We start from the raw sequence: 19,149 nt of genomic DNA on the forward strand, positions 1-19,149 counted from the left end.
TGGCGCAGTTTTGTGCCTGTTTGCACAGTCGGCCCGCATATCGGCAGACCAGCAAACATGAATTTTACTTTACGCTGATTTATTTAGCCGGGCAACCAGCGAAAAGGTGGAATGTTGTATGGCGTCATCGTGTATTCGAAGGCCCCCATTCTGCCGGTATTTGCTGACAAAATGCGTGATTCCCCTAAAAGAAAAAGGGGCGGACACAACAGTCCGCCCCTTTTTTTGTCGGGAGCTGGGTTTGGCCTTCAGTTGGCCGTGGCCGTGGCCGCGCCAAACCTCCTTGCGCTTCCCTGGCCCGTCTACGCCGCCTTTGCCGCCTTCGCCGTGTTTTCCAGTTTCAGTTCCGCCAGCTGCCGGATGAATACCGGGATGCAGATGGCCAGCCCGACCAGCCCGCTCGTGAGTCCGGGGATGATCGTCAGCAAGGCGCCGATCGTGCACAGCCAGCGCTCCCAGCTTTTCATGCCCACCAGCATGTAGCGCGAGAACGCCGCCGACAGCAGCACCAGCCCCACCATGCAGCCCACCAACGTCACGAAGAAGTCGTACCAGGTGAAGCCCTGCACCGAGATCAATAGCGACGGCGAAAACACAAACACGAAGGGCACGATGAGCTTGGTGATGCCCAGCCGGAATGCCGTGTTGCCGGTTTTGAACGGATCACTGCCCGCCATGCCCGCCGCCGCGTAGGCCGCCAGCGCCACGGGGGGCGTGATGTCCGCCAGAATGCCGAAATAGAACACGAAGAAGTGCGCGGCAATCGGTTGCACGCCCAACTGCACCAGCGTGGGGGCGGCCACCGCCACCATGATCAGGTAGTTGGCGGTGGTGGGCACGCCGCAGCCCATCAGGATGCAAACGAGGCCGGTCATGATCAGCGCAGCCATCAGCGTCAGCGATTGCATGTTCGCCAGCGCATCCGGCAGGATCATGGCGACACCGCCCGCCATTGCCTGCGAGGCCGAGATCACGATGTACGAGATCTTGAAGCCCACACCCGTCAGCGTCACCACGCCAATCACGATGCCCACCGCGCCGGCTGCCGCGCCCACCGCCAGCGCGTACTTGGCGCCGGTTTCAAAGGCTTCGTATAGATCGCGCAAACGCAGGCGCTGATACGGATTCAACAGGCCCACCACGATGCAGCCCGTGATGCCGGCGAACGCCGCCAGATACGGCGTGCGGCCGCTGGCCAGCACGCCCACCAGCAGGATCAGCGGAATCAGCGTCGGCCAGCGCATCTTGAACGACTGCTTGAGTTTCGGCATTTCTTCCGGCGTCAGCCCGCGCAGGCCTTCGCGCTTGGCCTCGAAGTGCACCTGCATGAACATGCCGAAGAAATACAGCAACGCCGGGAAGATGCCGGCAATGGCAATCTGCTGATACGGGATGCCCAGGAATTCGATCATCAGGAACGCGGCCGCGCCCATGATGGGCGGCGTGATCTGCCCGCCCGTGCTGCTGGCCGCTTCCACGCCTGCGGCGAAGTGGCGGGGATAGCCCACGCGGATCATCGCCGGAATGGTCAGCGAGCCCACGGTCACGGCGTTGGCCACCGACGAACCCGACAGCATGCCGAACATGGCCGAACCAAACACCGAGACCTTGGCGGGGCCACCGGCATAGCGGCCAGCCACGGTGGAGGCCACATCCAGGAACAGCTGCCCCAGCCCGATGCGCGTGGCCAGCACGCCGAACAGCACGAAGTGGAAGACGTAAGTCGCCACCACGCCCACCGCCACGCCATACACGCCCTGACTCGTCAGGTACATGTGGTTGACGATCTGCGGCCACGTGTTGCCTGCGTGTTTGAGCAGGCCGGGAAAGTACGGCCCGAACATCGCATAGGCCATGAAGACCAGCGCAATGATCGGCAGCGGCCAGCCCATCGCGCGGCGCGTGGCTTCCAGCAAACCGATCAGCAGGATGGACCCCATGAACACGTCCATCGGCAGGGGGTTGCCGACGCGGAACGCCAGGTCTTCAAAAATGTAGGGGATGTACAGCACCGACAAGGCCAGCGCGACGGCGATGATCCAGTCATACAGCGGGATGCCGCCGGGCGAGAACCACGTGGACTTGGGCTCGCGCTGATAGTGCGACTTTGAAAAGCCGAACACCAGAAAGATCAGGCTCAGCACGAAGGCCAGGTGCACGCCGCGGTGCGTGGCTTCGCGCAGCAGGCCGAAGCCAGCGGTGTAGTAGTGGAACAGGGACAAGGTGACGAGCAAGCCCGACACGATCCAGGTAGCCGTTTTGTCCAGCGGCCGGAAGCGGATTTCGGAGTCGTACTTTTCCGCCAGCTTCTGGGTTTTTTCGTGGTCTATTTCCATCGCCGAATTTCTCAGGGTGATGCCGCGAACAGGGCCGCGCGCGGCGGCCCTGCCCTGTCACGGCGCAACGCGCGCCGTGGTCGTTCCGTATAACGCGGGACGGCTTACTTCAGCAGTCCGATTTCCTTGTAGAACTTCTCGGCGCCCGGATGGAACGGAATGCCCGCACCCTTGATGGCGTTGTCGCGGGTGATGAGCTTGCCCTTGGCGTGGCCGGCGTCCAGCGTCTTGCGCGTGGCGTCGCTGTACAGCGCCTTGGTGACGTCGTAGACGGTCTGCTCAGGAATCTTGGCCGACGTGACCATCTGCGCGTTGACCGAGATGGTCTTCACTTCGGGCAGGTTCTGGTAGGTGTTGGCGGCAATGACGTCAGGCGTGAAGAATTCCTGCTTGGCGCGCAGCTCGTCGATTTCCTTGCCCACCAGCGGCACCAGTTCGATGTTGCCGGTGGAGGCCAGCTCGGCAATGGCGCCTGCCGGCGCGCCGCCCACAAAGAAGAACGCATCCAGCCCGCCGTCCTTGAGCTTGTCGCCCGCCTGGTTCGGCTTCAGGTATTCGGCCTTGATGTCTTTGTCGGTCATGCCGTAGGCGCCCAGGATCAGGCGCACGTCGACCAAGGTGCCCGAACCCGGTTCGTCCATGGACACGCGCTTGCCCTTCAGGTCAGCCACGCTCTTGATGCCCGCGCCCTTGCGCGTCACCAGGTGGATGCTTTCCGGATACAGCGTTGCGATCAGGCGCAGGTCTTGCGCTTTGGGCTTGCCTTCGAACGTGCCGGTGCCGCTATAAGCCCAGTACGCCACGTCGGATTGCGTGAAACCCGCTTCGAACGAGCCGCCCAGAATGCCGTTGATGTTGGCGACCGACCCGTTCGAGGCCACCGCCGTGGCGATGAGCTTGCCGGGTTGCGACACCGCGTTGCCGATGATGCCGCCAATCGGGTAGTACGTGCCGGCCGTGCCGCCCGTGCCGATGCGGAAGAACTGCTGAGCCTGCGCGGAACCTGCGGTGCCGACTGCGGCAACGGCGACGGTCAGGGCGGTGATCCAGTGCTTGAGTTTCATGCGAGCTTCTCCGGGTCTTGTTGGGTAGGATTCGTGTGACGGAAATCGTCTTGTCATTCCTGCATCGGGCGAATCAGCGCTGCCGCGGCGCAAAAATGGGCCTCCCCTTGGGGGACGTTTTCATGTTGAAATTCTGGCATGCGGGGCATGCGTAGCCAATGGTTACGGAGCTATCGTTTACCTGGGGGTGAATGGGCCTTTGGGTTATGGATGGTCTTCGTTTGGTTATGCATTTGGCCTCACGGTTACATCCCACGCGGTTCCCAATCACGGAGTTACCCCCGATGTCCCAGGAAGTCATACGCGGCATTGCGCTGCCCCCACCCGCGCAACCCGGCGACCCGTTGGCCCGCGTCGATACGCCCAGCCTGGTGCTGGACCTGACGCCCTTCGAGGCCAACCTGCGCGCCATGCAAGCCTGGGCCGACCGCCACGACGTTGCCTTGCGCCCGCATGCCAAGGCGCACAAATGCCCCGAGATCGCGCTGCGGCAATTAGCGCTGGGCGCGCGCGGCATCTGCTGCCAGAAGGTCAGCGAAGCCCTGCCCTTTGTGGCGGCGGGCATTCGCGATATCCACATCAGCAATGAAGTCGTCGGCCCCGCCAAGCTGGCGCTGTTGGCGCAGCTGGCGCGCACGGCCAAGATGAGTGTCTGCGTCGACAACGCGCAAAACCTGGCGCAGATTTCGCATGCCATGGCGCAGGCCGGCGCCGAGATCGACGTGCTGGTTGAAGTCGACGTAGGACAAGGCCGCTGCGGCGTGTCGGACGACGCCTTGGTGCTGGCGCTGGCGCAACAGGCGCGCGACTTGCCCGGCGTGAACTTCGTGGGGCTTCAGGCCTATCACGGCTCGGTGCAGCATTACCGCACGCGTGAAGAACGCGCACAGGTCTGCAAGCAAGCGGCGCGCATCGCGGCATCCCACGCGCAGCTTCTGCGCGAGAACGGCATTGCGTGCGACATCATCACAGGGGGCGGCACCGGCAGCGCGGAGTTCGACGCGGCAAGCGGCGTCTACACCGAATTGCAGGCGGGTTCCTACGCGTTCATGGACGGCGACTACGGCGCCAACGAATGGGACGGCCCGCTCACGTTTCAGAACAGCCTGTTCGTGTTGTCCACCGTGATGAGCGTGCCCGCCGCCGACCGCGTCATCCTGGATGCAGGGCTGAAATCGACCACCGCCGAATGCGGCCCGCCCGCGGTCTTCGAGGCCGAAGGGCTGACCTATGCCGCCATCAATGACGAGCACGGCGTCGTGCGCGTGGCGCCTGGCGCAACCGCACCCGTGTTGGGCGATGTGCTGCGCCTGGTGCCGTCGCATGTGGACCCCACCTTCAACTTGCACGACGGGCTGGTCGTGCTGCGGGATGGCGTGGTGCAAGACATATGGGAGATCGCGGCGCGGGGCTTTTCGCGCTGATCTCCGCTAATCGGCATTCACGGCGCAGCATTCACCGCGCAACACTCACCGCACAACATTCACCGCACAACATTCACGGCGCCAGATTCGTCATTCCCAGAAATTGCCGCAGCTCGGGGGTGGCGGGCGCCGAGAACAATTCTTCCGGCGGCCCGATCTCATGCACGCGGCCCTGATGCATGAAGACGACGCGGTCGCACACTTCGCGCGCAAAGCGCATTTCGTGCGTGACCATCAGCAGCGTCATGCCATCGGCGGCCAGTTCGCGCACCACCGCCAGCACTTCGTTGACCAGCTCCGGGTCCAACGCCGACGTGATCTCATCGCACAGCAAGGCCAGTGGCTGCATCGCCAGCGCGCGGGCAATCGCCACGCGTTGCTGCTGCCCGCCTGACAACTCTTCCGGCCACGCATCGAACTTGTGCGCCAGCCCCACGCGGGTCAGCATGGCGCGCGCCATATCGGCCGCTTCCGCTTCCGGCATGCGCTTGGCGACCATGGGCGACAGCATCACGTTGCGTCCCACCGTCAGGTGCGGAAACAGGTTGAACTGCTGGAAGATCATGCCCACCTTGAGCCGCAGCGCCCGCAGCCGCAATTCGTCGTCGGCCAGCTGCGCGTCGGCCACCATGATCGCGCCGCCGTCAATCTGCTCCAGCCCATTCACGCAGCGCAGCAGCGTGCTCTTGCCCGAGCCGCTCTTGCCGATAATGGCGATGACCTCGCCGGGTTCGACGCGTAACGTCACCCCCTTCAGGACTTCGTTGTCGCCGAATTTTTTGCGGACGTCTTCAAGGGCGATGAGGGGCATGCAACTTCCTTTCCAGCCGGAGGCTGAGGCGCGACAGGGGCCAGCACAGCGCGAAGTAAATCAGCGCCGCGCAGGCATAGACGGTGAAGGGACTGAACGTGGCGTTGGTGATCACCGTGCTGGCTTTGGATAGCTCGGTGAACCCGATGATGGAGGTCAGCGCAGTGCTCTTGACGATCTGCACCGCAAACCCGACGGTGGGCGCAATGGCGATGCGCAGCGCCTGCGGCAGCACCACGTAGCGCATCTGCTGCACATAACCCAGCGCCAGGCTGGCGGACGCTTCCCATTGACCCTTGGGGATGGCTTCCACGCAGCCGCGCCAGATCTCGGCCAGGAACGCGCCCGACCACAGCGTCAGCGCCGCGCCCGCAGCCAGCCAGGGCGGCACTTCCACGCCCAGCAAAGACAGCCCGAAGAACGCCAGAAACAACTGCATCAACAGCGGCGTGCCTTGGAACAGTTCGATATAGGCCCAGCTTTCGCGCCGCATCAGCGCCACGCGCGACGTGCGCATCATCAATGCCAGCACGCCCATCAGCGCGCCGCCGACGAACGCCACCAGCGACAGCACCACCGTCCAGCGCGCGGCCAGCAGCAAGTTGCGGACGATGTCCCAGGTTGAAAATTCAATCATCGCGCCGCCTTGCGAAACAACCGTTGGCCCACCATGCGCAGCAACTGGCGCAAGAGGATCGCCAGCGCCAGGTAGATGCCGGTGGTGACCAGGTAAACCTCGAACGCGCGGAAGTTGCGCGACTGGATGAAGTTGGCTGCAAACGTCAGGTCTTCGGCCGCGATCTGCGAGCACACCGCCGAACCAAGCATCACAATCACGATCTGCGATGACAACGCCGGCCAGATGCGTTTCAACGCGGGTTTCAGCACCACGTGCCGGAACACCTGAAAGCGCGTCATCGCCAAGCTCGCGCCCGCCTCGTACTGCCCTTTCGGCGTCGCGTCGATACCGGCGCGGATGATCTCGGCGCTATAGGCGCCCAGGTTCAGCGCCATCGCCATGCAGGCCGCTTGCATCTCGCCCAGCTGCACGCCCAGCGATGGCAAGCCGAAGAACACGAAGAACAGCTGAATCAGAAAGGGCGTGTTGCGGATCAGTTCAACATACGCCGTGACCGGCGCGCGCAACCACGCCGGGCCTTGCGTGCGGACCCAGGCGCAGGCGATGCCCAGCGCCACGCCCGCCACCGCGCCGAACGCGATCAGCTCGACCGTGACGCCGATGCCCTTCACGAGCACCGGCGTGTAATCGAACACCGACGCGAAGTCGTATTGATAAGCCATGATGGCCGCCTTCGGTGCTTACAGATCCTTGGGCAGCTCGGCCCCCAGCCATTTCTGCGAGATCGCCGACAGCGAGCCGTCGCGCTTGGCGGCGGCCAGGATGTCGTTGACCTTGGCGCGCAGCTTGGGCTCGTCCTTGTTCATGCCGATGTAGCAGGGCGAGTTCTTGATCAGGAATTTCGTCTCGGGCTTTTTCGCCGGGTTGCGCGCCAGGATGGCGGCGGCGACCACGTTGCCCGTGGCGATCATCGGCACCTGGCCCGACAGGAAGGCGGTGATGGTGCCGTTGTTATCTTCATAGCGCTTGAGCGTGGCGGATTCCGGCGCGATCTTCGACAGCTCGATATCTTCCACCGCGCCGCGTGTCACACCAATCGTCTTGCCCGCCAGGTCGGCCGCCGACGACACCTTCAGATCCGCCGGGCCGAACACGCCATTGAAGAACGGCGCGTACGCGTCGGAGAAGTCGATGGCTTTTTCGCGCTCGGCATTCTTGCCCAGGCTGGAGATCACCAGGTCCACCTTGCGGGTTTGCAGGTACGGCACACGGTTGGCGCTGGTGACCGGCACCAGTTCCAGCTTCACGCCCAGCTGCTTGGCGATCAGCGCGGCGGTATCGATGTCATAGCCCAGCGGCTTCATGTCGGCGCCCACCGAACCGAACGGCGGGAAATCCTGCGGCACGGCAATCTTGATGGTGCCCGCTTTGACGATATCGTCCAGCGTGTCGGCGTGCGTCAGCGGCGCGGCCAGCAGGCTGGCGGCAGTGCAAAGGGACAACAACAGGGTTCTACGGTTCATGAGGAACTCTCCAGAGCGCACATCACCCGGGGCGGGTCGATGCGTTGCACACCAATTCGGTATACAAAGCTGGAAAAGCAAGTTCCGTGCCATTTCGTGTGACACGGCAGGCCCCAGCGCAGGCCTTGCGAGGCGCACGCGCGCCGCCCTGTTTTGGTGCCGCGCATGCGCCGGAAACGGGCATCCGCCGCACCGCTTTGGTGGGTGAAAACGGGGGCCGGTTCTGCGGGTCAGCCGTCCAAATGAGGCTGCATCAGCGCGACAAACCACTCTTGAAAAACGGTCAGCCGGCGCGTGCGCTGGCGCCGGTGCGGATAGATCAGCGACACCGGCATGGGCGCCGCGCGATACGCCGGCATCACTTCGACCAGCTCGCCGCTATCCAGCAAATGCTGCACATCGAAGCGCGGAATCTGGATGAGGCCCAGGCCGGCCAGACAGCAGGCAATGTAGTTTTCGGCGTTGTCCACGGTCACCCGGCTGGGCGGCGGCGCGGCAAGCCCGGCGTCATCGCCGGGCGGCAATTCCCACGGCAGTTCGCGGCCCGTCTTGGGCGATGCATATCCCACGGCCGAATGTCCGCTGGACAAGTCGGCGGGCAGCCGCGGTTCGCCATGCTCGCGCACGTAGCCGGGGCTGGCGCAGTTGATCAGGGCGATCCGGCCCAACGGCCGCACCACCAGGCTGCTATCGGCAAGCGCGCCAATGCGTACGGCGCAATCCACGCCTTCCTGCACCAGATCGATCGCGCGGTCAGTGGATGACAAAGCCAGTTCCAGCCGGGGATGGCGGCGCAGCAAGCCAGGCAGCGCCGGCGCGATCAGGCGGCGGGCGATACGGCTGGGCACATCGATGCTTAGCCGGCCCGACACCTGGCGCTGGCTTGCGTGAAACAGCTGGTCGATGTCTTCCACTTCCGCCAGCAGCGGACGCACGCGCGCCAGCAATTGTTCGCCGTCGGCCGTCAGGCGAACCCGCCGCGTCGTGCGGTGCAAGAGGCGCACGCCCAGCTGCGTTTCCAGCTGCTGGATGGCCGCGGACACCGACGCCCGCGGCGCGTCCAGCGCGTTGGCGGCTTTGATGAAGCTGCCCATGTCGGCGACGTGGGCGAAGACGCGGTATTGGTCGAATCTGTCCATGCGTGACAGAGTAGCCGCTTACTTTGTCGTGTAGCCGCCGTTGATCAAAATGGTCTGGCCGGTGATCCACCAGCCGTCGCTGACCAGGTGGCGGATGAACGGCACGACGTCTTCGATGTCGGTCAGCCCCGTCTTGCTGAAGGGCGAGAGCGCGGCTGCGGTCTTGTGATATGCGACCGCATCGGCGCCTTCGGCCGGGTAGAAGAACGGCGTGTCCATAGGGCCGGGCCCGACCGCGGTCACCGAAATGCCGCGCGCGCCAAACTCTTTCGACGCCGCGCGGGTGTAGTGCTCGACGGGCGCTTTGGTGCCGGCATAGGCGGCATAGAACGGCGTGAAGGCGCCCAGCAATGACGTCACCAGCGTGCAGATCTTGCCATGGTCGTTCACATGCCGGCCCGCTTCGCGCAGGAAGAAGAACGCGGTCTTGGAGTTCACCGCCGTCATCTCGTCGTACTCGGCTTCGCTGATCTCGGTGAACGGTTTCTTCAAGACCTTGCCCACGGTATTGATGGCGATATCGGGTTTGCCAACGGCTGCGACCGCATCCGCAAACAGCTTCTCGACCGCGCCCGCCGTCGTCAGGTCGGCTTGCAAAGCCACGGCCTTCGCGCCCGCTGTTTCAATGGCGGCCACGGTGGCGTCGGCATCGGCTTTCGACGCCGCGCTGTTGTAGTGGATGGCGATGGCGCGGGCGCCGTGCGCCGCCAGATCGCGCGCAATCAACCCGCCCAGGTTCTTTGCACCGCCCGCAATCAATACGACTTTGCCTTTGATGGAATGGTCTGCCATGTGAAACCCCTTCTTGAATCAGTGGAGCTTCGAGCTTAGGCAAGGGCTTGCCGTGGATAAACCGGTCAAGGCGAGATGGATCATCCAGAAAAACCGCCCAATCGAAGGGCGCGCGCCGGATCAGGGCGATAAAAAAGCCGCCCCTGAAAAACAGGGACGGCTTTTGGCGGGGCGGACGGCGTGCTTAGTCCACCTGCGCGCCAGACTGCTTGACCGCGCGGCCCCACTTGTCCACTTCCGTCGCGATGAAAGCGCCGGTGGCTTCGGGCGTCAGCGGCATCGGTTCGGCGCCCCGGTCACGCAGGAACTTCTGCATTTCCGGCGTCGACAGCGCCTGGCCGATCTGCTTGCTCAGGTAGTTCGTCACCGCGGGCGGCGTGTCGCGCGGGGCCAGCACGGCGGCCCAGCCAATCGCCTCAAAGCCGGGGTAGCCGGATTCGGCCACGGTGGGCACGTCGGGCAGCTGCGGCAGGCGCTTGGCGGTGGTCACGGCCAGCGCCACGGCCTTCTTGTTCTGCACGTGAGGCAGGCCGGCTGTAACGGAATCCACCATCAACGGCACCTGGTGACCCAGGAAATCCGCCTGGGCCGGGCCACTGCCCTTGTACGGAATGTGGCGGATGTCGATATCGGCTGCGGCCTTGAACATCTCGGCCGACAGATGCTGCGTGCCGCCGATGCCGGCGCTGGCGTAGGCCAGCTCACCCGGATTGGCGCGCGCCTGCGTCACCAGCTGCTTGAGCGACGTGATGCCGGATGCCGGTGTGGCCAGGAACATCAGCGGCACCGAGAACACGCCCGACACCGGCGCGAAATCCTTGGTCAGGCTGTAGTTGATGGTCTTGTACAGCGTCTGGTTGACCGCGGCGGCGCTGCCCGCGATGACCAGCGTGTAGCCATCGGCCGGAGCGCGCATGGCCTGTTCCATGCCGATGTTGCTGCCGGCGCCGGCGCGGTTTTCCACCACGATCGGCTGCTTCACGGCGGCGCCCAGCTTTTCAGCCAGCGCGCGGGCGAAGATGTCGGTGGCCTGTCCGGGCGGGAACGGCACGATCAGGCGGATGGGGCGTTCGGGATATTCGGCATGTACCGGCGCGCCGGCCGCCGCCAGCGCCAGGCCGGCAGCAAGACTGGAAAGAATACGTTTCATGATTGGTCAGTAAAAAGCGACAACGGGCTGCGCGCGGGGGGCGCGCCACTTGCATAAAATAGAGCGCCCGAGCAGTGGCCCTTTTGAGGCGGCCCGGGGCGAATCGGCGGGGGTGCGTCACGATAGCATCCCTCTGTCGGTGCTACATTTGCCCTTTCGCGTTTCCCCCGCGAAGTTTTCTTCTTCCCCTGTCCTTTCACCCCGCAGGAACCGCCATGGAATTCAGCCAGTTCAACGTCAACACCCTCATGGATATCACCTCCCGCCCGGACCTCGTGTTCGTCAGCGGCAAGGGGTCCTGGCTGGAGGATCACGCGGGCAAGCGATACCTGGACTTCGTGCAGGGCTGGGCCGTGAACACGCTGGGCCATTCGGCCCCGGAAATGCAGCGCGCGCTGGTCGAACAGTCGCAAAAGCTGATGAACCCGTCGCCGGCGTTCTACAACATTCCGTCGATCGAGCTGGCGCAACGCCTGACCGGCGCCTCGTGCTTTGACCGCGTGTTCTTCGCCAATAGCGGCGGCGAAGCCAATGAAGGCGCCATCAAGCTGGCGCGCAAGTGGGGCCAGGTCAAGAAGAACGGCGCCTACAAGATCATCACGATGAACCACGGCTTTCACGGCCGCACGCTGGCCACGATGTCCGCATCGGGCAAGCCGGGCTGGGACAAGATGTTCGCCCCGCAAGTCGAGGGCTTCCCCAAGGCTGAGCTGAACGACCTGGAATCCGTGAAGAAGCTGATCGACGACAAGACCGTCGCCATCATGCTGGAGCCGGTGCAAGGGGAAGGCGGCGTCATCCCCGCCACCCGTGAATTCATGCAGGGCCTGCGCAAGCTGGCCGACGACAACCAGCTGCTGCTGATCGTTGACGAAGTCCAGACCGGCATGGGCCGCACGGGCAAGATGTTCGCGTACCAGCATTCCGACGTCACCCCCGACATCATGACGCTGGCCAAGGGCATCGGCGGCGGCGTGCCGCTGGCCGCGCTGCTGGCGCGTCAGGACGTTTGCGTGTTCTCGCATGGCGACCAGGGCGGCACGTACAACGGCAATCCGCTGACCACCGCCGTCGGCGTCGCCGTGTTCGATGCGCTGGCCGCCCCGGGCTTCATGGACGCCGTCAACGCGCGCGCCAAGCAACTGTCCGAAGGCCTGCTGGCCCTGTCGGCCAAGTACGGCATGAAGGGCGAACGCGGCCAGGGCCTGCTGCGCGCCTTGATCATGGACCGCGACGATGGCCCCGCCATCGTCGAAGCCGCCCGCAACCAGAACCCGCAAGGCCTGCTGCTGAACGCCCCGCGCCCCAACCTGCTGCGCTTCATGCCGGCGCTGAACGTCACGGCCGAAGAAATCGACCTGATGCTGACGCAACTGGACGCGCTGATCGCACAAGTGCGTAAGGCCTGACTGTTGGTTGGCAGGGAATAAGCCAAGGGCCGCAGCAATGCGGCCCTTGTTTATTTGAAACGCGACCCACGGTTTGTCGGGGCGCATCGCCTATCGCGAGTGGCGCCGGTGTCAGACCGCGTTTTTGTTTTTTTCAAGCGAAGCGATCACGGCCTGCCGCCGTCGCTGGTGCATGAACCAACAAAGGAATCGAAATGGACGCGAAGGAGTTCGTCGCGAATTGGAATGCGCTAAGAGCGGAATTACTGGCGTCTTATCTGGCGCCAGACAGCGCGAGTGACGTTGCCGCCCGGGTGCGAGCGATGGGCCTGTCAACGGGGCAACATGAACAGATGCGGGATGTGCTGGATGGTGTGCTTCGAGACACGATGTACACGTTGCTGCTAGGGTTGGACGGCGCAGCGAGCATCGGGGGCGATCAGCAGGCGTTCACGATTGCCGATGAAGAGGGAAACGTGATCGAAGGGATTGAGGAGGAGGCTTGGGCGTGCTTGCAGGGCGGGGGTGAAGAATAGGCGCCATTCAATAGCCGCTATTGAGACGAAGCGTTAAAACTATTCAGGTTTTCCTGTGATGCAGAAGAACATGCATGTCGGCGGCACCCTCATCAAAAAGGAACCGTACTTCAGACTGCATCCTTGCCTTGCTGAAAGTGCCGCGTCACCCATTGCTCGCACTCGTCCCACAGCCGGGGCGCGCCTCGTTTGATGACTGGGCCGTACCGCGAAAAAACCTGTTCCAGAGACACGCCGTTCTCGGTCCATGTTCCCCCGCCGGTGTAGATATTCGTGAGAAGCGGCTGAAAGCGATCAAGCGCTTTCGCAAACTGCGCGTCCTGCGTTTCCGCCCGTTCAAACTCTAGCCAGAGGCCAAGATACTCGTCGCGCTGCGGCGAAGGCAACAATCCAAACAATCGCTCAGCCGCCTTGTATTCCAACTCGGCCTGCAACGCGGCGGACGACCTGCCGTGAAGCGGAAAATCGCCCACGTCTATCTCGACGAGGTCATGCAGCAAGAGCATCTGGATGACCCGGTTCGTATTCACCGCGCCACTCGCGTACTCGTTCAGGATCAACGCGTACATCGCCAAGTGCCATGAGTGTTCGGCGGAGTTTTCCTTGCGGCTGCGGTCCAGCAGCGGCGACTGCCGGACGACGGATTTGAGGCGGTCGATTTCTCTTAGGAAATGGAGTTGGCTTTTTAGCGTGGTGGGTTGCATGCTCGGGCCTGTCTTGGTGTCGGGGTAGGCTCAGTTAACTTCAACATACCGCCGCATATATCCAGAAGTCACGAGCCTCTCCACGGACCTTGCGATAGCGGCGCAGCAAGCCTTCTCGCCGCATGCCCAGCCGTTCCAAAACAGCAATTGACGGCTCGTTGGTATCAAGAACAGTAGCTTGGATTCGCTGAAGGTCCAGTTCATTGCGAGCCCAATAAATAACTGCCTGTGCGGCCCGCGTTGCCAGTCCTCGGCCGCGGTGCTCTGGGTCGAGGTCGTACGCGAGTTCTGCTCGACCATGGGGGCGCGAAATGTCATTCAGGCCCACCGTTCCTATCAAGCTTGAACTCGAGTCAACGATCGCCCAGCGCAGCGCCTCTTGTTGGGTCTCATAGCTCTGAATAAGGGTCGCGAGAGCCGTGTGGCCGATGTCCCCCCAACTCGTATGCTCAATGACACCTGGCCGATTCAAATACGCAGACCAAGCTGCCGCATCATCGAACTGAAGCGGCCGCAGAGACGCCTGGAGCGCACCTGGCAGCTCTATGGCGAGCATTTTCATCAAGCGAATCCTCTTGTCGGTGGTTGAATAGGACTGGAGTTGGCATCACTGCTCGATGCAATCCGAACGTAAGCTCCGGCTCCAATGTTGCAGTAATCACGGTATCCGACTGAAAATTTTGACGTTGAGTCATTCAGGACCGAATTTCAATTGAAAAAACGCCTTCCGACACCTTAAAGTTCTGCGGGTCGCCAAGCAACGCTTCCCTATCATTCCGCCCACACTGCCCAGAATAGTAGAACCTGATTCATGTCGCCGCTTCAGCTAGATATCAACTCACTCATCGAGAAGGCGCAAGCCGCACTGATCGAATCCCCCCCTGTACCCGTGAGCCATCATGACGTGGAAGACTTGGCTGCAGGCACGCATCCCGAAGAATTCGCGGGCCGGAGTTTCAATGTGTACGCGTTGTGGTCTCGCAAGACCGCGCAGTCCGAGTGGACACTGATGTACATCGGCGAGCGCCACAGTGCAGCCGGTTTGAAACGCCTGCGTGAACACCTTTTCAAGGTGGGTAAGGGTACCGCCTCCAAACTTGAAGAGGTTCGAACTATCGTCCGAAATGGTGCTCAGATGGGTGTTACCGTCATTCTGGTTCAGCCTGAATCTTTGCGGTTGGCGATAGAAGAAGAGCTGCTGCTACGAAACTCTCGCTATATCGGACAGCTGCCTTGGAACAAAAGAGGCGTCACCAAGTCTGCCCTACGATTGCAGCCCCCAGTTGCACAGGGGACCTCCCATTGCGCCGCTTGAAGTCAACGCTGGTTCAACGAACATGCCCTCACCCGCCGACGACGTTATCGCCGTCTATCAAGGTCACGCGGCCGCGTTTGAGGCGCTGCGCGGGACGGCGCTTATTGAACGCGCTTGGCTGACGCGGTTTCTGTCATTACTGCCCGCCGCGCATCCGCAAGTGCTCGACATCGGTTGCGGCAACGGCGTTCCGATTGCGCGTCATCTGATTGAAAACGGTTGCTTGATCACGGGCATCGATACCTCGTTGCCCTTGTTGTCGCGGGCGCAGTCCACCTTCCCCGACCATCGATGGATCGCCGCAGACATGCGGCGGTTGCCGGTTACCGAGCCCTTTCATGGCTTGATTGCGTGGCATAGCTTCTTCCATCTGAAGCCCGAAGACCAGCGGCCCATGTTCAGCACCTTTCGGCGTCTGGCGGCGCCCGGGGCGGTGCTGATGTTCACCAGCGGCGCTTCGCGGGGGGAAGCCATTGGCCAGCTCGAAGGCAGGCCGCTTTATCACGGCAGTTTGGATCGCGATGAATATCGGCAGCTGTTGAACGCCAATGGGTTTACCGTGAAGCAGCATGTGGAGAATGATCCGGCTTGCGGGGGCGCGACGGTGTGGCTCGCGCAGCGGGAGTTGGCCCGTTAATCGTGCGGCGCATTGCGGGTCGATCGCTGATGCGCCGTGCCGCCGGCCGCACTCAGGTTGTAGGCCGTATTCACCAGGCCGATATGCGAGAACCCTTGCGGGAAATTGCCCACCAGGCGCTTGCGCACCACGTCGTATTCTTCGGACAGCAAGCCCAGATCATTGCGTAGCGACAGCAGGTGCGCGAACAAGCGGTGCGCATCGTCCAGCCGGCCTTGCATGATGTAGGCATCCGCCAGCCAGAAGCTGCACGCCAGGAATGCGCCTTCGTCGCCGGGCAGTCCGTCGTCGCTGTGCTGGGTGGAATACCGAAGCAGCAGGCCATCGCGCAGCAATTCGCGTTCGATGGCGTTCACCGTGCCGGTCACTCGGGGATCATCCGGCGGCAGAAAGCCCACCTGAGGAATCAGCAACAGGCTCGCATCCAGCGCCGTGCCGCCGTAGTACTGCACGAAGGTATTGCGCTGCGCATCAAAGCCGTGCGCGCAGATGTCCTGGCGGATCTCGTCAGCCAGCGCGCGCCAGCGGTCCACAGGCCCTTCCAGGCCAAATCGCTCGCAGGATTTCACGGTGCGATCCAACGCCACCCAGCACATCAGCCGCGAATGCGTGAACGCGCGAGGGGGGCCGCGCACTTCCCAGATGCCGTGATCCGGCTCGCGCCATAAGTCCTCAAGCGGCGTGAGCAACACTTTTTGCATGCGCCACGCTTCCGCCAGCGGCGCCAGATCAGCCACACGGCCGGCGTGCAACGTTTCGATCAACTCGCCATACACGTCCAGCTGCATTTGCCCGGCCGCGCCGTTGCCGATGCGCACGGGCGCGCTGCCTTCATAACCAGGCAGCCAGGGAATGTCGTGTTCGGGCAGCCAGCGCTCGCCGGCAATGCCGTACATGATCTGCAATTGATTGGGGTGGCCTGCCGCCGCGCGCAACAGCCATTGCCGCCAGGCTTCGGCTTCCTCGCGATAGCCGGCGTTCAGCAGCGCGTACAAGGTCAGCGCCGAATCGCGCAGCCAGCAGTGGCGATAGTCCCAGTTGCGGCTGCCGCCCAGTTGCTCGGGCAGCGACGTCGTGGGCGCCGCGACGATGCCGCCCGTGGGTTGAAACGTCAGCATCTTGAGCGTGATCAGCGAACGCACCACCGCGTCGTGGCGCTCGCCCGGGCCGTTTTCCCAATGGCAGCGCTTGGCCCATTCATGCCACCACGCAATCGTGCGGTCCATGCTTTCCATGCGGTCAGGCACGAAATGCGGCGTCTTGTGCGAGCGGTGATACGACAAGGTGAACGGCACGGTCTCGTTTTGCCGCACGGTGAATGCCGCCACGCTCTTCATGTCGCGGCCCACCAGCGGCACCGCGGTGTGCAGCTCGACGGCGTCGGGTCCGGCGATGGCGCTCAGGCCATAATCGCGCCGCCGCACCCAAGGCACCGCTTGCCCGTAGTTGAAGCGCAGCGTCAGCTCCATATGCATGTCGACGTGGCCCCACTCGCCTTGCACGATACGCACGACGTCCACGCGCTCTTCGTCATCGCTAAGCGGCATGAAGTCGTAGACCCGCACGGCGCCGGTAGGCGTTTCATGGCGGGTTTCCAGCACGGCGGTTTCAGGCAGGTAGCGGCGGGTGGTGGTGCAGCTGGCGCTCTGGCCTGCGCTCTGGCCCATGCTGCTGGCCGCGGTTTGGTTTGGGCTGCTGGCCACGTTGTTGCCCACTACGCTGTTGCCCATGCCGCCCGCCGCATCGCGCGGTGCGAGCAGCCAGCGTCCATGGCTGTCGTCGCCCAGCAGCGCGGCGAAGCAGGCGGGGGAATCGAAATGCGGCAGGCAGAGCCAATCCATGGAGCCGTCGCGTGCCACCAGCGCCGCGGACAGCATATTGCCGATCAAGCCATAGTCTTCAAGGGGTTTGGACATAGGCGTTTAACCCGCGCCGCGAAATTCGGGGTACAGCGTCATGCCGCCATCGACGAACAAGGTCGACCCTGTGACGTAATCCGAATCGTCGCTGGCCAGCCAGGCCACGGCGCGCGCCACGTCTTCCGGTTCGCCGATGCGCCCATACGGAATCAGCTTGAGCAGCGACGCCAGGGCTTCTGGCGTGTTCCAGGCGGGGGCATTGATAGGCGTGCGGATAGCGCCGGGCGCAACGGAGTTCACGCGTATCTTCATCGGCGCAAGCTCTTGCGCAAGAGACTGCATCAGCAGGGATACCCCGCCTTTGGACGCCGCATAGTTCGATTGGAATGCCCACGGAATCACTTCGTGAACCGAGCTGATGAAGATGATTTTTCCGGCGGCGGCATCGGCCGGCGGCTTCGGCGTGCGATTCAAAAACGCCCTTGCCGCCGCACGGGCACACAGAAACTGGCCGGTCAGATTGGTGTCGATCACCTTTTGCCACTGGGCCAGCGTCATGTCCTGGATGGGAGCGGGCTGTTCGATGCCCGCGTTGTTGACCAGGATGTCGATGTCTTGAAAGTGATGGCTCGCCGCGCGGAACAATTGCTCGACATCGTCTTCGCGGCTGATGTCGGCGGCCACTGCAACGGCTTGTCCGCCTGCCTTGGTGATGTCCTGGACGACGGCTTTGCCGCGTTCTTCAGAGTCTTGGTTGGGGCGATGGTTGACGACCACTTTCGCGCCAGCCCGCGCAAGTTCCAACGCCACACCGCGCCCGATGCCTGAGTTGGCGCCGGTGACGATGGCCACACGCCCGGATAAGTCCACTGCATGCCGCATGCTGCTCTCTCCTTGCGGCGAGCCGGTCCGGGGCGAGGGCCGTGCGGATCGTGTGGCGCCGCGTTCGATAGCGAAAGTTCAGCTTAGTCCTGAACGGGCATGGCTTCAACTTAGGGCGTGCATCGGCAATTAAACGTTGTGTCGCAAGCGAGACCATGCCGAGACGCGTTGAATCAAGAAGTAATGATTGAAGTAATGACCGGCCTTTCCCTTGGTCTGATTTCACGGGCGTATGTATGGCGCAAGGCGCTAGCTTGACCACAATAGATACGAGCACGGAGCGGTGGAAATGCACACCGTCGCAACAAGTTGCGCGGGCGTGTCCTGCGGACGTGTCCGTTACCCGACGGGTCGCCGTCCATCTTCAGAGCACTTTGCGTTCACAATTAAATTGTTAGTACAATTAAATCATGCTGACTGTTATTGAAACTGCTGAATTTAGCGTTTATGCAGCGAAAGTCTGGAGCGATTCCGAGCGGGAAGCATTCGTAGACTGGATCTCGGAAAACCCAGAAGCGGGAGATGTTGTGCCGGGTTCAGGCGGGTGTAGAAAAGTCAGGTGGTCGCGCGGGGGCGTCGGTAAGCGCGGCGGCGCGCGCGTGGTCTACTACCTGCGCCTGGCCAGTGGCGAGGTGGTGCTGCTAATCGTTTATGCCAAGGCCAAATTCGATAATCTGCCTGCCTCGTTTTTCGGAAAACTCAAGGAGTGCTTTGATGCCTAAAAAAACCGATGCCGAAATAGCCGAGTTTCAAGATGCGTTGCTGCGCAGCGCCAAGCAGGCTGTTGAGGGTAATTATGCGCGCGTGCACACGCCTGAAGAGATCGTGCGGCGGCGTGGCCGTCCCGTCGGAAGCTTAGCGTCCACCCGAAAATCAGCCACGACCATTCGTCTGGATGAAGAGGTTTTAGCGGCTTTCAAGGCGACCGGACGCGGTTGGCAGACACGCATGAACAATGCACTGAAGGACTGGTTGAAGACGCATCAGCTGATTTAACAGCCGCCACTCC

General features: G+C 62.7%; 20 protein-coding genes. 7 read left to right on the forward strand and 13 right to left on the reverse strand.

Annotation, left to right across the window (positions count from 1 at the left end):
- Nucleotides 1–302 precede the first annotated feature (302 nt).
- Together ACFZAI_RS16765 and ACFZAI_RS16770 are read right to left on the reverse strand one after the other, a co-directional pair.
- Nucleotides 303–2,336 carry a TRAP transporter permease gene (locus tag ACFZAI_RS16765; protein ID WP_391567970.1) on the reverse strand — a complete coding sequence of 678 codons (2,034 nt, stop codon included), beginning with the start codon at nucleotides 2,334–2,336 and terminating at the stop codon, nucleotides 303–305.
- Between the two features lie 104 nt (nucleotides 2,337–2,440).
- Complete coding sequence (locus ACFZAI_RS16770) at nucleotides 2,441–3,400, reverse strand: TAXI family TRAP transporter solute-binding subunit (RefSeq protein WP_391567971.1); 960 nt, start codon at nucleotides 3,398–3,400, stop codon at nucleotides 2,441–2,443.
- Between the two features lie 284 nt (nucleotides 3,401–3,684).
- On the opposite strand from ACFZAI_RS16770, the gene ACFZAI_RS16775 reads away from it, so the two are divergent.
- Nucleotides 3,685–4,824 (forward strand): DSD1 family PLP-dependent enzyme, encoded by a 1,140-nt coding sequence (locus ACFZAI_RS16775; protein ID WP_391567972.1) that lies wholly within the window; start codon nucleotides 3,685–3,687, stop codon nucleotides 4,822–4,824.
- 73 nt (nucleotides 4,825–4,897) lie between these two features.
- Here the strand turns inward: ACFZAI_RS16775 and ACFZAI_RS16780 are convergent, their stop codons facing one another.
- From ACFZAI_RS16780 to ACFZAI_RS16810, 7 genes are all read right to left on the reverse strand, one after another.
- A complete protein-coding gene (locus ACFZAI_RS16780) occupies nucleotides 4,898–5,635 on the reverse strand; it encodes an amino acid ABC transporter ATP-binding protein (RefSeq protein ID WP_175170478.1) in 738 nt (245 codons plus the stop codon).
- Nucleotides 5,616–6,272, reverse strand: a complete 657-nt coding sequence (locus ACFZAI_RS16785) for an amino acid ABC transporter permease (protein ID WP_391567973.1) — start codon at nucleotides 6,270–6,272, stop codon at nucleotides 5,616–5,618. Before ACFZAI_RS16785 ends, ACFZAI_RS16780 begins: the two co-directional genes overlap by 20 nt.
- On the reverse strand, nucleotides 6,269–6,937 hold the full coding sequence (locus ACFZAI_RS16790) for an amino acid ABC transporter permease (RefSeq protein WP_054420959.1): 669 nt from the start codon (nucleotides 6,935–6,937) through the stop codon (nucleotides 6,269–6,271). The genes ACFZAI_RS16785 and ACFZAI_RS16790 overlap by 4 nt, the downstream gene beginning before the upstream one ends.
- A gap of 18 nt (nucleotides 6,938–6,955) precedes the next feature.
- The gene (locus ACFZAI_RS16795) at nucleotides 6,956–7,738 is read right to left on the reverse strand and encodes a transporter substrate-binding domain-containing protein (protein WP_054420960.1); all 783 of its coding nucleotides are present in this window, start codon (nucleotides 7,736–7,738) and stop codon (nucleotides 6,956–6,958) included.
- A gap of 230 nt (nucleotides 7,739–7,968) precedes the next feature.
- A complete protein-coding gene (locus ACFZAI_RS16800) occupies nucleotides 7,969–8,877 on the reverse strand; it encodes a LysR substrate-binding domain-containing protein (RefSeq protein WP_391567974.1) in 909 nt (302 codons plus the stop codon).
- Between the two features lie 18 nt (nucleotides 8,878–8,895).
- Nucleotides 8,896–9,669, reverse strand: a complete 774-nt coding sequence (locus tag ACFZAI_RS16805; RefSeq protein WP_391567975.1) for an SDR family oxidoreductase — start codon at nucleotides 9,667–9,669, stop codon at nucleotides 8,896–8,898.
- Nucleotides 9,670–9,853: 184 nt separating this feature from the next.
- Complete coding sequence (locus tag ACFZAI_RS16810; RefSeq protein WP_054420963.1) at nucleotides 9,854–10,819, reverse strand: tripartite tricarboxylate transporter substrate binding protein; 966 nt, start codon at nucleotides 10,817–10,819, stop codon at nucleotides 9,854–9,856.
- Nucleotides 10,820–11,034: 215 nt separating this feature from the next.
- Between ACFZAI_RS16810 and ACFZAI_RS16815 the strand changes: the two genes are divergently transcribed.
- Together ACFZAI_RS16815 and ACFZAI_RS16820 are read left to right on the forward strand one after the other, a co-directional pair.
- Nucleotides 11,035–12,228, forward strand: coding sequence for an acetylornithine transaminase (locus tag ACFZAI_RS16815; RefSeq protein ID WP_391567977.1), 1,194 nt, complete (start codon nucleotides 11,035–11,037; stop codon nucleotides 12,226–12,228).
- A 194-nt stretch (nucleotides 12,229–12,422) separates the two neighbouring features.
- Complete coding sequence (locus tag ACFZAI_RS16820) at nucleotides 12,423–12,743, forward strand: hypothetical protein (RefSeq protein WP_391567978.1); 321 nt, start codon at nucleotides 12,423–12,425, stop codon at nucleotides 12,741–12,743.
- Between the two features lie 110 nt (nucleotides 12,744–12,853).
- Here the strand turns inward: ACFZAI_RS16820 and ACFZAI_RS16825 are convergent, their stop codons facing one another.
- Both ACFZAI_RS16825 and ACFZAI_RS16830 read right to left on the reverse strand, forming a co-directional pair.
- A complete protein-coding gene (locus ACFZAI_RS16825) occupies nucleotides 12,854–13,447 on the reverse strand; it encodes an HD family hydrolase (protein ID WP_391567979.1) in 594 nt (197 codons plus the stop codon).
- 40 nt (nucleotides 13,448–13,487) lie between these two features.
- Nucleotides 13,488–14,009 (reverse strand): GNAT family N-acetyltransferase, encoded by a 522-nt coding sequence (locus tag ACFZAI_RS16830; protein WP_391567980.1) that lies wholly within the window; start codon nucleotides 14,007–14,009, stop codon nucleotides 13,488–13,490.
- Between the two features lie 249 nt (nucleotides 14,010–14,258).
- On the opposite strand from ACFZAI_RS16830, the gene ACFZAI_RS16835 reads away from it, so the two are divergent.
- A complete protein-coding gene (locus ACFZAI_RS16835) occupies nucleotides 14,259–14,762 on the forward strand; it encodes a hypothetical protein (protein WP_391567981.1) in 504 nt (167 codons plus the stop codon).
- Between the two features lie 22 nt (nucleotides 14,763–14,784).
- Complete coding sequence (locus ACFZAI_RS16840; protein WP_391567982.1) at nucleotides 14,785–15,399, forward strand: class I SAM-dependent DNA methyltransferase; 615 nt, start codon at nucleotides 14,785–14,787, stop codon at nucleotides 15,397–15,399.
- Here the strand turns inward: ACFZAI_RS16840 and ACFZAI_RS16845 are convergent.
- The gene (locus ACFZAI_RS16845) at nucleotides 15,396–17,315 is read right to left on the reverse strand and encodes a glycoside hydrolase family 15 protein (protein WP_391567983.1); all 1,920 of its coding nucleotides are present in this window, start codon (nucleotides 17,313–17,315) and stop codon (nucleotides 15,396–15,398) included. The two genes, ACFZAI_RS16840 and ACFZAI_RS16845, sit on opposite strands and share 4 nt — an antisense overlap.
- A gap of 6 nt (nucleotides 17,316–17,321) precedes the next feature.
- Entirely contained in the window at nucleotides 17,322–18,140 is an 819-nt protein-coding gene (locus ACFZAI_RS16850; RefSeq protein ID WP_391567985.1) for a glucose 1-dehydrogenase, read from the reverse strand.
- A gap of 410 nt (nucleotides 18,141–18,550) precedes the next feature.
- Between ACFZAI_RS16850 and ACFZAI_RS16855 the strand changes: the two genes are divergently transcribed.
- Nucleotides 18,551–18,862 (forward strand): transcriptional regulator, encoded by a 312-nt coding sequence (locus tag ACFZAI_RS16855; RefSeq protein ID WP_391567986.1) that lies wholly within the window; start codon nucleotides 18,551–18,553, stop codon nucleotides 18,860–18,862.
- Complete coding sequence (locus tag ACFZAI_RS16860) at nucleotides 18,855–19,136, forward strand: BrnA antitoxin family protein (protein WP_391567987.1); 282 nt, start codon at nucleotides 18,855–18,857, stop codon at nucleotides 19,134–19,136. Before ACFZAI_RS16855 ends, ACFZAI_RS16860 begins: the two co-directional genes overlap by 8 nt.
- Nucleotides 19,137–19,149 lie beyond the last annotated feature (13 nt).

It is taken from the genome of Achromobacter sp. NPDC008082, from assembly GCF_042957345.1.
Classification (GTDB): domain Bacteria; phylum Pseudomonadota; class Gammaproteobacteria; order Burkholderiales; family Burkholderiaceae_B; genus Achromobacter; species Achromobacter kerstersii_A.

What these genes read in the sequence shown, in the direction of transcription:
- ACFZAI_RS16765 (WP_391567970.1), bottom strand. Translation starts at nt 2,336, where the DNA reads ATGGAAATAGACCACGAAAAAACCCAGAAGCTGGCGGAAAAGTACGAC.
- ACFZAI_RS16770 (WP_391567971.1), bottom strand. Translation starts at nt 3,400, where the DNA reads ATGAAACTCAAGCACTGGATCACCGCCCTGACCGTCGCCGTTGCCGCA.
- ACFZAI_RS16775 (WP_391567972.1), top strand. Translation starts at nt 3,685, where the DNA reads ATGTCCCAGGAAGTCATACGCGGCATTGCGCTGCCCCCACCCGCGCAA.
- ACFZAI_RS16780 (WP_175170478.1), bottom strand. Translation starts at nt 5,635, where the DNA reads ATGCCCCTCATCGCCCTTGAAGACGTCCGCAAAAAATTCGGCGACAAC.
- ACFZAI_RS16785 (WP_391567973.1), bottom strand. Translation starts at nt 6,272, where the DNA reads ATGATTGAATTTTCAACCTGGGACATCGTCCGCAACTTGCTGCTGGCC.
- ACFZAI_RS16790 (WP_054420959.1), bottom strand. Translation starts at nt 6,937, where the DNA reads ATGGCTTATCAATACGACTTCGCGTCGGTGTTCGATTACACGCCGGTG.
- ACFZAI_RS16795 (WP_054420960.1), bottom strand. Translation starts at nt 7,738, where the DNA reads ATGAACCGTAGAACCCTGTTGTTGTCCCTTTGCACTGCCGCCAGCCTG.
- ACFZAI_RS16800 (WP_391567974.1), bottom strand. Translation starts at nt 8,877, where the DNA reads ATGGACAGATTCGACCAATACCGCGTCTTCGCCCACGTCGCCGACATG.
- ACFZAI_RS16805 (WP_391567975.1), bottom strand. Translation starts at nt 9,669, where the DNA reads ATGGCAGACCATTCCATCAAAGGCAAAGTCGTATTGATTGCGGGCGGT.
- ACFZAI_RS16810 (WP_054420963.1), bottom strand. Translation starts at nt 10,819, where the DNA reads ATGAAACGTATTCTTTCCAGTCTTGCTGCCGGCCTGGCGCTGGCGGCG.
- ACFZAI_RS16815 (WP_391567977.1), top strand. Translation starts at nt 11,035, where the DNA reads ATGGAATTCAGCCAGTTCAACGTCAACACCCTCATGGATATCACCTCC.
- ACFZAI_RS16820 (WP_391567978.1), top strand. Translation starts at nt 12,423, where the DNA reads ATGGACGCGAAGGAGTTCGTCGCGAATTGGAATGCGCTAAGAGCGGAA.
- ACFZAI_RS16825 (WP_391567979.1), bottom strand. Translation starts at nt 13,447, where the DNA reads ATGCAACCCACCACGCTAAAAAGCCAACTCCATTTCCTAAGAGAAATC.
- ACFZAI_RS16830 (WP_391567980.1), bottom strand. Translation starts at nt 14,009, where the DNA reads ATGAAAATGCTCGCCATAGAGCTGCCAGGTGCGCTCCAGGCGTCTCTG.
- ACFZAI_RS16835 (WP_391567981.1), top strand. Translation starts at nt 14,259, where the DNA reads ATGTCGCCGCTTCAGCTAGATATCAACTCACTCATCGAGAAGGCGCAA.
- ACFZAI_RS16840 (WP_391567982.1), top strand. Translation starts at nt 14,785, where the DNA reads ATGCCCTCACCCGCCGACGACGTTATCGCCGTCTATCAAGGTCACGCG.
- ACFZAI_RS16845 (WP_391567983.1), bottom strand. Translation starts at nt 17,315, where the DNA reads ATGTCCAAACCCCTTGAAGACTATGGCTTGATCGGCAATATGCTGTCC.
- ACFZAI_RS16850 (WP_391567985.1), bottom strand. Translation starts at nt 18,140, where the DNA reads ATGCGGCATGCAGTGGACTTATCCGGGCGTGTGGCCATCGTCACCGGC.
- ACFZAI_RS16855 (WP_391567986.1), top strand. Translation starts at nt 18,551, where the DNA reads ATGCTGACTGTTATTGAAACTGCTGAATTTAGCGTTTATGCAGCGAAA.
- ACFZAI_RS16860 (WP_391567987.1), top strand. Translation starts at nt 18,855, where the DNA reads ATGCCTAAAAAAACCGATGCCGAAATAGCCGAGTTTCAAGATGCGTTG.